Annotated in this window: 8 protein-coding genes; 1 reads left to right on the top strand and 7 read right to left on the bottom strand. The window is 71.4% G+C overall.

What is annotated here, in order from left to right; translation table 11 throughout:
* The 3 genes from L942_RS38285 to kynU form a co-directional block, all read right to left on the bottom strand.
* Positions 1 to 2,168: sensor histidine kinase (locus tag L942_RS38285; protein WP_051166532.1), on the bottom strand; the 2,168-nt coding region annotated here is incomplete at its 3' end.
* Positions 2,169 to 2,543: 375 nt separating this feature from the next.
* On the bottom strand, positions 2,544 to 2,834 hold the full coding sequence (locus tag L942_RS38280) for a hypothetical protein (protein WP_037369781.1): 291 nt from the start codon (positions 2,832 to 2,834) through the stop codon (positions 2,544 to 2,546).
* Between the two features lie 211 nt (positions 2,835 to 3,045).
* The gene (gene kynU, locus L942_RS38275; RefSeq protein WP_037369777.1) at positions 3,046 to 4,236 is read right to left on the bottom strand and encodes a kynureninase; all 1,191 of its coding nucleotides are present in this window, start codon (positions 4,234 to 4,236) and stop codon (positions 3,046 to 3,048) included.
* Between the two features lie 144 nt (positions 4,237 to 4,380).
* Here kynU and L942_RS38270 point away from each other — a divergent pair, with 144 nt between their 5' ends.
* Positions 4,381 to 6,204, top strand: coding sequence for an AMP-dependent synthetase/ligase (locus L942_RS38270; protein WP_037369775.1), 1,824 nt, complete (start codon positions 4,381 to 4,383; stop codon positions 6,202 to 6,204).
* Positions 6,205 to 6,250: 46 nt separating this feature from the next.
* Here the strand turns inward: L942_RS38270 and L942_RS38265 are convergent, their stop codons facing one another.
* Genes L942_RS38265 through pfkB form a run of 4 tightly spaced genes read right to left on the bottom strand, consistent with a single transcriptional unit; the run spans position 6,251 to position 9,404 of the window.
* Positions 6,251 to 6,529, bottom strand: coding sequence for an HPr family phosphocarrier protein (locus L942_RS38265; protein WP_106965193.1), 279 nt, complete (start codon positions 6,527 to 6,529; stop codon positions 6,251 to 6,253).
* 10 nt (positions 6,530 to 6,539) lie between these two features.
* A complete protein-coding gene (locus L942_RS38260; RefSeq protein ID WP_037369771.1) occupies positions 6,540 to 8,009 on the bottom strand; it encodes a PTS fructose transporter subunit IIC in 1,470 nt (489 codons plus the stop codon).
* A gap of 1 nt (position 8,010) precedes the next feature.
* Positions 8,011 to 8,463, bottom strand: a complete 453-nt coding sequence (locus L942_RS38255; protein WP_037369769.1) for a PTS sugar transporter subunit IIA — start codon at positions 8,461 to 8,463, stop codon at positions 8,011 to 8,013.
* Entirely contained in the window at positions 8,460 to 9,404 is a 945-nt protein-coding gene (gene pfkB / locus L942_RS38250) for a 1-phosphofructokinase (protein ID WP_037369767.1), read from the bottom strand. Before pfkB ends, L942_RS38255 begins: the two co-directional genes overlap by 4 nt.
* Between the last annotated feature and the right edge of the window lie 158 nt (positions 9,405 to 9,562).

The following is a 9,562-nucleotide window of genomic DNA, read 5'->3' as shown; positions in this document are numbered from 1 at the left end:
CGCTGCTCGCGGTTCTGCGGCGGACGCGGCGGGCGAGCCGCCTCGGCCGCTGGCCGCGGCGTGCGGCGCGTCGGCAACTCCGGCCTTGGCGGTTCCGCCGCGGCCCGCGACGGCTGCGGCAGGTCCGGAGCCGGCTTCCGCGGCGGCGATTCCGGCCGTTGCGGCTCCGCTCGGGAAGGCTCCACCGCGAGCCGGGAAAGCTCCGGCACATCCGGCTCCGACGCGGCGTCCGCTCCCGAAGAAGGCTCGGTCTCGCTGATCGGCGCGAGCAAATCCTTGCGCACCAACACGATCGCCCGGGTCCCGCCATACGCGGATTCGCGCAGGTGCACCGAAATCCCGTGCCGCGCCGCCAGCCGCGCGACCACGAACAGACCCAGCCGCGGTTCGTCGGACAGCGCCATGATCCCGAAGTCCGGCGGGTCGGCGAGCATCGCGTTGAACTCGTCGGCCTGCTCCGGCTCGATGCCGAGCCCCTGGTCCTCGACCTCGATCACGACGCCCTTGCCGACCACGTTGCCGCGCAGTTCGACGCGCGATTCCGGCGGCGAGAACGACGTCGCGTTGTCGATCAGCTCGGCGAGCAGGTGCACGAGGTCGCCGACGACCGGCCCGCGCACGGCGACCTCCGGCAGCTGCGCCGTCTTCACCCGGGCGAAGTGCTCGGTCTCCGCCGCCGCGCCGCGGACGAGTTCCACCAGCGACACCGGATTGCGCCACTGCCGTCCGGGCTGGCCGCCGCCGAGAATGATCAGGTTCTCCGCGTTGCGCCGGGCCCGGGTGGAGAGGTGGTCGAGGCGGAACAGCGTGTCGAGCTGGTCCGGGTCCTCCTGCTTGCGCTCGGCGGCGTCCAGCACCTTGAGCTGCCGGTGCACGATCACCTGGCTGCGGTGCGCGATGTTGAGGAACACCGCCTTCGTGCCCTGCCGCGTCTTCGCCTCTTCGACCGCGGCGGCGATCGCGGACTGCTGCGCGAGGTTGAACGCCTCGGCCACCTCGCCGATCTCGTCCGTGCCGTGGTCGAGCAGGTGCCCGCCCGCGTCGAGGTCCACCGGTTCGCCGTCCCGCAGCCGGCCCATGAGCTCCGGCAGCCGCACCTCGGCCGCGTCGAGGGTGTCCTCGCGCAGCCGGGCGAGCCGGGCGATGAACCGGTTCGACAGCCGCAGCGCGACCAGCACCACGGCGAGCGCGAAGAGCACCGCCGCCGCGCCCGCGATGATCGAGTCCCGCAGCGTGTCGTCCGCGTCCGCGATCGCCGCGTTGGTCGCGTGCGCGCTCTGCGCGGCGAACATCGTCATCAGCGTGGTGGCGACCTGTTTGGCGTCGGCCCGCCACTGTTCGAGCGGCACCGGAAGCTGTTTCGCGCCGGACAGCAAGGCGTTCTCGACCTGCGTCACGGTCGTCCACGCGGGACTCGAGACGAGCTTGTCGTAGTTCGCCCGCACCTCGGGCACCATCTGCGGCACCGACTGTTCGAGCTGCGCGTGGTACGCGCCGATCTCGCCGAGGTACGCGCGCTGCTCGTCACCGGACAGGCCGCCCGCGGCGAGCCCGGCCGACGCCAGTGCGTCGCTGCGCTGCATTTCCTCGGCGGCGTTGAAAATCGGGATCGCGGACAGCCGGGCATAAGCGTTGTCCGCACCGCGCGCGGCCTGCGCGAGCCCGGCCACGCCCTGGGTGAACTGGTCGATGATCTGGTTGTAGAAGGAAAACACCTCGAGCCGCGGCACCTGGCCGGAGTCGACCTGCTGGCGCAGCTGCGGCAGTTTCGCTTCCAGCGCGGCGAAGGTGGCGATGTTCTGCTTGACGCTCGCCGGCACATTCGAGTCGGTCGCGAAGCTGTCCTGCAGCACCGAGGTGATCTGCGCGGCGGACGCGTCCGTCTTCGGCCGGGCGGCCAGCAGCGCGGCGCGCGCGGCGTCCTGTCCGGCCAGCACGCTCATCGACAGCTGCCGCTCTTGTTCCGCGGCGAGCAGGAACGGAATGCCCGGGCCTTCCGAACCGCGAATCTTCTGCGCGTACCCGCGCGCCTGCGCGGCGTCGAAAATCAGGTAGCCGGCGAGCGCGATACCGACCAGCAGCAACGCCGCGCTCGGAATCAACGCGATCGCGAGCACGCGAGAGCGAATAGACGACCCGCGGCCGTTTCGCGCGGAATTCTGCTTCACCGTGATCCGTTTTCCTTCCGGCCCTGCCATGGTTTCGGGTCCGCGGTGTTTCCCCTTGCACCGGTCCGACCAGCCGGATCACAGTTCACCGTGGTCTGCGTTGCCCGCGACGACGGTAAGCAACCTTCACCGGCGAGTCAAGTCCGGACCCGGGTCGCCGTCACCCTCTTGTTACCAGCTAGTAACCCACTGTGGTGCTTGGAAAACTGATCACCACCGGACGTGATCTTGGTCGCACCGGCCCCGCCGCTGCCCACTGGGCGCCGGGGGGTGCGGCCGCTCACGAGAGCGCACGCGAAAAACTCACCGGAACCTTATGCGCAATTCAGCATCGGCAACGGAATCGAACGGAAAACCGAGACCAATTTCCGGAATTCAGCGCCGGACTCCATTCGGCGGCCGGTGCGCGGAAAGCCGCGGCCCGGGAGCCGATTCGGTTTCCTCCGTGTCGGCCGGGCGGCCGCGGCGGACGAGGTCGTGCAGCATCTCGCGGCACGCCCAGGCCAGCACCGCCACGGACGCGACCAGCACCGCCACCAGCGTCGATTCGACCGGATAGCGGGCGACCAGACCGCCGAAACGCGCGAGCAGCACGCCGAGGACCACGCCGACGAGCAGGGTCACGACATACGAGAGCGGCACTTCCCGACCGCGGTTCTCGGTCATTCCGGCCCCTTCCGCCCCGGATTCGCGCGGCGAGGCCGCTCCCCGATCAGCTCCGGCCCGCGAAAAAACAGGCGTCGAGCATACCCGCCGGGCAGCGGCCGGCGCGCCCGTCGATCACCCAAAGGGGCGAGCCGGACACCGATTGTTCACCCACGGCCGGTGAATCCGGCCGGGTTCCGGCGAATCCGCGCGCACATCGCGCCAATTCTTTTCAGCGCACCTCGCGCAGCACGCGCACCGCCCGCAGCACCTCGGCGTAAGTCGTGTACAGCGGGGCGAGCCCGAAGCGCAGCACGTCCGGCGGCCGGAAATCCCCGAGCACCCCGCGTTCGTGCAGCGCGTTCATCGTCTGCTGCCCGCCCGCGTCGCGCACCGAAACCTGGTGCCCGCGGACAGGTTCGCGCGGCGTCGGAATGTCGGCCCCGGGCAGCAGTTCGTCCGCGCACCGGAAAAAGAAATCGCCCAGCGCCAAGCCTTTCGCCCGCAGCACGGAAAGGTCGACGCCGTCCCACACGTCCAGCGCGGCGTCGAGCGCCAGCATCGACAGGATGTCCGGCGTGCCGGCGCGGGCGCGCGCGATCCCCGAGCTGCCGCGGTATCCCGGCTCCATGCCGAACGGATCCGCGTGCCCGGCCCAGCCGGCGAGCGGCTGGTCGAATTCCGCCTGATGCCGCTGCGCCACATAGACGAACGCGGGCGAACCCGGCCCGCCGTTGAGGAATTTGTACGTACACCCCACCGCGTAGTCGACGCCGCACGCGTCCAGCTGAACCGGGATCGCACCGACGCTGTGGCAGAGATCCCACACCGCGAGGGCGCCGGCCGCGTGCACGGCCTCGGTGACCGACGGCATGTCGTGCAGCCGCCCGCTGACGTAATCGACGTGGTTCACGAGCACCGCCGCGGTCCGCTCGCTCACCGCGCCGGGCAGATCCGCCACCGGCACGCGCCGCACGGTGTGCCCGGTGAGCCGAGCCGCCTGGTCGGCCACGTAGCCGTCGGTCGGGAAGGTTCCCGCGTCGACCAGCACCTCGTCGCGCCCGGGGTTCGCCCGCACCGCCGCGACGAGCACCTTGAACAGGTCGACGCTCGTCGAGTCGGCCACCACCACCTGCCCGGCAGCGGCCCCGACCAGCGGCGCGATCCGCTCCCCGACCCGCTGCGGGGCGTCCCACCAGCGCTCGGGCCACGACCGGATCAGCCGCCGCCCCCACTGCTGCCGGACCACGTCGGCCAACCGCTCGGCGACGTGTTTCGGCGGCGCGCCAAGGGAATTCCCGTCGAAGTACGCGACTTCCGGGTCAAGATCGAACTCCGCGCGCTTCGCGGCGAGCGGGTCGGCGGCATCGAGCGCAGCCGCCTCGTCGGCAAGACTGTCGCCGCGCACGGCGGATTGGGTCATCGACGCTCCTCGGTACTGGTCGGCCCCCTTCATAACAGGACCCGGGGGGTCTTATCGAGCACCGATGCTGGCCGGGATTCTCTATCGGACCCCGCGCCGACGACCTACAGTGACCTCACCAGGCACCACCGGAGGAGGTCAGCGTTGACCCAGTCGATCGCCGAACAGACCGAGGGCAAGACGATTCCGCTGCTGCTGCGGCGCAACGCCGAAGAGTACGGCGACCTGCCCGCGGTCACCTCGCTCGATCTAGCCGGCCGTCCGACGCTCACCTGGAGCGAATTCCGGACCGCGATCGCCGAATTGTCGCGAGGGCTCGCCGGGCTCGGTCTCGCCGCGGGCGACCGGATGCTGATCATGGCCCCGAGTTCGCCGGACCACCTCGTCGCCGACCTCGCCGCGGTGCACCTGGCAGCCATCCCGTGCACGGCGTACGCGACGCTCAGCCCGGAGCAGATCCGCTACGTCGCCCGGCACAGCGCGGCCCCGGTCGTCGTCCTCGCCGGGGCCGACGAGCTGTCTCGCTGGCTGCCGGTGCTCGACGACCTGCCCGCGCTGCGCCGGGTGGTGGTGATCGACGAATCCGCGATCCCCGAAGGCGACGACCGCTTCGTCGCCTACTCCGCGGTGCGCGAGGCCGGCCGCGAAGCACTCGCCGCCGACCCCGAGGCGTTCGACCGGGCGTGGCAGGCGATCCGCCCGGACGACCCGCTCGCGATGATCTACACGTCCGGCACCACCGGCGACCCCAAGGGCGTCGTGCTCTCCCACCGCAACGCGATCCACGAGGGCATCGCCGTGCACACGCTGCACAAGGCGCCGATGCACGCGACGAACATCGCGTACCTGCCGCTGGCGCACATCGCCGAACGCGAACTGTCGATCTACCTGCCGATCATCGCGGCGGGCCACGTGCACACCGTCGGCGATCCGTCCGGCGTGGTCGCGGCGCTCGGCCAGGTGCACCCGCAGAGCTTCTTCGGCGTGCCGCGGGTGTGGGAAAAGATGGTGGCGGGCCTGAAGAACATGCTCGCCGGCGTACCCGAGGACCGGCGCGAAGCGCTCATCTCGGCCAACGAACTCCTGCAAGAGGGCTACAAACTCCGCAGCGCGGGCAAGGAGGTCCCGGCCGATCTCGCCGAGCGGATCGCGAAGACCGACGAGACCGTGCTCGCGCCGGTGCGCGGGATGCTCGGGCTCGACCAGTTGCACATCGCGTCCAGCGGCGCGGCCGCGCTGCCGGTGGAGGTGCTGTACTTCCTCGCCGGGCTGGGCGTCGAGATCCGCGAGGTCTGGGGCCTGTCCGAGACCACCGGCGCGGCGACCGCGAACAGCGCCGAAGCGTTCCGCGCGGGCACGGTAGGAAGGCCGATCGACGGCGTCGAGGTGAAGACCGGCGAGGACGGCGAACTGCTCGTCCGCGGTCCGATCGTGTTCCTCGGCTATCTGCAGGCGGACGGCACGATCGAACCGGCGACCGACGCCGAGGGCTGGTTCGCCACCGGCGACATCGGCACGATCGACGACGGCGGCTACGTCACGATCACCGACCGCAAGAAGGAACTGATCATCACCTCGAGCGGCAAGAACATCGCGCCGACCCGGATCGAGGGCCTGCTGAAGGAGCACCCGCTGATCGGGCAGGCGGTCGCGATCGGCGACGCACGGCCGTACGTGACCGCGCTGATCGTGCTGGACGACGAGATCGCCCCCGGCTGGGCGAAGGCGAACGGCATCGAGGAGTCCGACGTCGAAACACTGGCCCGGCACGAAGCGGTCCAAGCGGAGATCGCCCGGGCCGTCGAATCAGCCAACAGCAGGCTGGCTCGGGCGGAGCAGATCAAGCGCTACCACGTGCTCACCACCGCCTGGACGCCCGAAACCGGCGAGCTGACCCCGACGCTCAAGCTCAAGCGCCGCGTGATCAACGAGCGCTACCAGCCGGACATCGCTTCGCTCTACGCGTGAAAACGGTGCGGCCGGGAGGGTCCCGGCCGCACCGTTTCGCGGCGGTTCAGGCGTCGAGGTCCTTGGCGATCAGGTCGACCAGCACGTCGACCGATTCCTGGGCGTTGGCGCCGTCCGCGCTGAGCTCGACCTCGTCGCCGTGTGCGGCGCCGAGGGTCATCAGGCTGAGCACGCTGCCGGCGTCGACCGGGTCGCCGGCCGCGCCGCCGGAAACCTTGGCGATGCGGACCTTCGCGGGCTGCGCGGCGGCGGTCTGCGCGACCAGCCCGGCCGGACGGGCGTGCAGCCCGACCCTGCTGGCGACGACGATGCGGCGTTGGTACACGACGGCCTCCTCAGGCATTGACCGGATGGGCGGACACGGCGGCGGCCGAGTCCGAGGAACGGAACCGCAGCTGCTTCAGCAGGACCACCGAAGCGGCGGCGACCAGCGTCCCGGCGACGAGTGCGACCAGGAACAGCAGCGGATTGCCGATCAGCGGCACCACGAAGATCCCGCCGTGCGGCGCGCGCAGCGTCGCGCCGAAAGCCATCGACAGCGCTCCGGTGACGGCCGAGCCGGCCATGATCGACGGGATCACCCGGAACGGATCCGCGGCGGCGAACGGGATCGCGCCCTCGGTGATGAACGAGGCGCCGAGCAGCCAGGCGGCCCGGCCGTTCTCGCGCTCCGCGGCGGTGAACAGCTTCTTCCGCACGGTCGAGGCGAGCGCGAGGGCGAGCGGCGGCACCATTCCGGCCGCCATCACCGCGGCCATGATCTGCAGCGAACCCGCGCTGCCGGTGGTCAGCCCGCCGACGGCGAACGCGTACGCGGCCTTGTTGACCGGACCGCCCATGTCGAACGCCATCATCAAGCCGAGCAGCGCGCCCAGCAGCACCGCGCTGGTGCCGCTCAGGCTGTTCAGCCAGTGGGTGAGGCCGGTCGTGGCGATCGCGATCGGCTTGCCGACCACCACGTACATCAGCACGCCGACCACCACGGTCCCGAGCAGCGGGTAGACGACCACCGGCATGATGCCGCGCATCGCCTTCGGCACCGGGATTTTCTTGAGCGCCAGCACCACGCCGCCGGCGAACAACCCGGCCACCAGGCCGCCGAGGAACCCGGCGCCGACGGCGACCGAGATCGCCCCGCCGACGAAACCGGGCGCGATCGCGGGCCGGTCGGCCATCGCGAACGCGATGAACCCGGCCAGCACCGGCACCAGGAACTTGAACGCGGCACTGCCGATCTGGTACATCAGCGCGGCCCAGCCGGCGAGCGAGCCGGCGTCGAAGTGCTCGGTGACGCTGGGCGCGTCGGCGATCTTGTACCCGCCGAGCGCGAAGCTCACCGCGATCAGCAGACCGCCCGCGGCGACGAACGGGATGAGGTAGCTGACGCCGGTCATCAGCCACTGCCGGACCCGGGAGCCGAGGCGGTCGTGCTCGCCGACCTTGGTGGTCAGCTCCGGTTCCGCCGCGGCAGCGGTGGCGGCGGGCTCGGCGGCGGGCGGTTCCGCGGCAGCCGCTTTCGCCCGCTCGAACAGCCCGGCCGCGTCGTTGATCGCGGCCTTCACCGGCGCTTCGACGATCGGCTTGCCGGCGAACCGTTCCCGGCCCCGCACGGCGAGGTCGGCGGCGAAGATGACCGCGTCGGCGTCCGCGATGTCCGCCGCGGACAACGGTTCGGAACCGGCGGAGCCCTGCGTCTCGACGACGATCGTGTCGCCGTTGGCCTTCGCGGTCTGCTCCAGCGATTCAGCGGCCATGTAGGTGTGCGCGATGCCGGTGGGGCACGCGGTGATGGCGACGAACTTCATGTCAGGACACCTCCTCGCCGATGTAGGTCGCGACCGTCGCGGGATCGGTCGCGTCCAGCAGGGTCTGCTTGAACTCCGCGCGGACGAGCCGGCGGGCCAGCGCGGCGAGCACCTTCAGGTGCGCGGAGTCCGCGCCGTCCGGTGCGGCGATGAGGAAGATCAGCTTCGCCGGGCCGTCCGGTGCGCCGAAGTCGATGCCTTCGGCGCTGCGGCCGAAGGCGAGCGTCGGCGCGGTGACGGCGGCCGAACGGCAGTGCGGGATGCCGATCCCGCCCTCCAGCCCGGTGGCCATCTGCTCCTCGCGGGCGGCGACGTCCTTGAGGAACAGCTCGAGGTCGGTCACCCGCCCGGCGGACACGAGCCGTCCGGCGAGCGCGCGGACCGCGGCGTTCTTGTCCGCGGCGGCGAGCTCGAGGTCGACCAGGTCGGCGGTGATCAGGTCTGAGGTGGTCATGCTGCGGCTCCGCTGAGGGTGAGGGTGGGATCGGCGGCGAGGAGGCGCACCTGGTCCGGGTGCACGTCCTGCGGGGCGGGCATGCGGCTGCCCTCCTGTGCGACCGCGGCGGTGCCGTAGGCGACCGCGGCGCGCAGGGCTTGGGGGCCGGTTCCTCCCGCGTGGAGGAATCCGGCGAGTGCGGCGTCTCCGGCGCCGACGGTGCTGCGCACGGCGACCAGCGGGCCGAGCGCGTGCCAGGTCTCGGTCCCGTCGACCAGCACGGCGCCGCGCGCGCCGAGGCTGACCAGCACCGCGCCGACGCCGGACGCGACCAGGCCGCGGCACACCTCGACCACGTCGCCGAGCTGGGGCAGCGATCGCCCGGCCAGCTCGGCCAGCTCGTCGAGGTTCGGCTTGATCAGATCGGGACCAGCGGCGAGCGCGGCGGCCAACGGGGCGCCGGAGGAGTCGACGGCGACCTTAGCCCCGGCGTCGCGGGCGAGTTCGCCGAGCTGGGCGTAGAAATCGTCGGGCACCCCGGCCGGCACGCTTCCGCAGCAGACGACCCATTCGGCGCGCGCGGCGAGCTCGACGGTGCGCTGCCGCAGAACGGCCAGCTCCGCCGGCGAGATTTCCGGACCGGGCTCGTTGATCTTGGTAGTCGTGCCGTCGGCCTCGACCAGGGTGATGTTGCTGCGCGTGGTCCCGGCGATCGGCACCGCGACGACGGGCACGCCCTCCGGCGCGAGCAGATCGGCCAGCCGCTCGCCGACCGGCCCCCCGGCCGGAAGCAACGCGACGGTCGGCGACCCAGCGGCGGCCAGCGCACGGGAAACGTTGACGCCCTTGCCCCCGGGATCAAGGCGGACCCGGGAAGCCCGCAGCACCTCGCCGCGCCGAAGTTCGGCGAGCTGAGCGGTGCGGTCCAGACTCGGGTTGGGGGTGACGGTGACGATCATGCGAGCACCCCTTCCCGACCAGCCTCTTCCAACTCCGCGACCGCACCAGCGTCCATCCCGAACCGGCGGCGCCCGACGATGCGACCGAACCCCGGGTTCGGCGTGACAGTGCCGATCATGCGAGCACCACCTCCGGACCCGCCTCTTCCAACTCCGCG

The organism is Amycolatopsis orientalis DSM 43388, from assembly GCF_000411975.1.
Taxonomy (GTDB): domain Bacteria; phylum Actinomycetota; class Actinomycetes; order Mycobacteriales; family Pseudonocardiaceae; genus Amycolatopsis; species Amycolatopsis orientalis_D.
This window is presented reverse-complemented; position numbering and strand designations above follow the sequence as displayed.

Excerpts from the sequence above, each read along its gene's own strand:
- L942_RS38280 (WP_037369781.1), bottom strand. The coding sequence starts at position 2,834 with ATGACCGAGAACCGCGGTCGGGAAGTGCCGCTCTCGTATGTCGTGACC.
- kynU (WP_037369777.1), bottom strand. The coding sequence starts at position 4,236 with ATGACCCAATCCGCCGTGCGCGGCGACAGTCTTGCCGACGAGGCGGCT.
- L942_RS38260 (WP_037369771.1), bottom strand. The coding sequence starts at position 8,009 with ATGAAGTTCGTCGCCATCACCGCGTGCCCCACCGGCATCGCGCACACC.
- L942_RS38255 (WP_037369769.1), bottom strand. The coding sequence starts at position 8,463 with ATGACCACCTCAGACCTGATCACCGCCGACCTGGTCGACCTCGAGCTC.
- pfkB (WP_037369767.1), bottom strand. The coding sequence starts at position 9,404 with ATGATCGTCACCGTCACCCCCAACCCGAGTCTGGACCGCACCGCTCAG.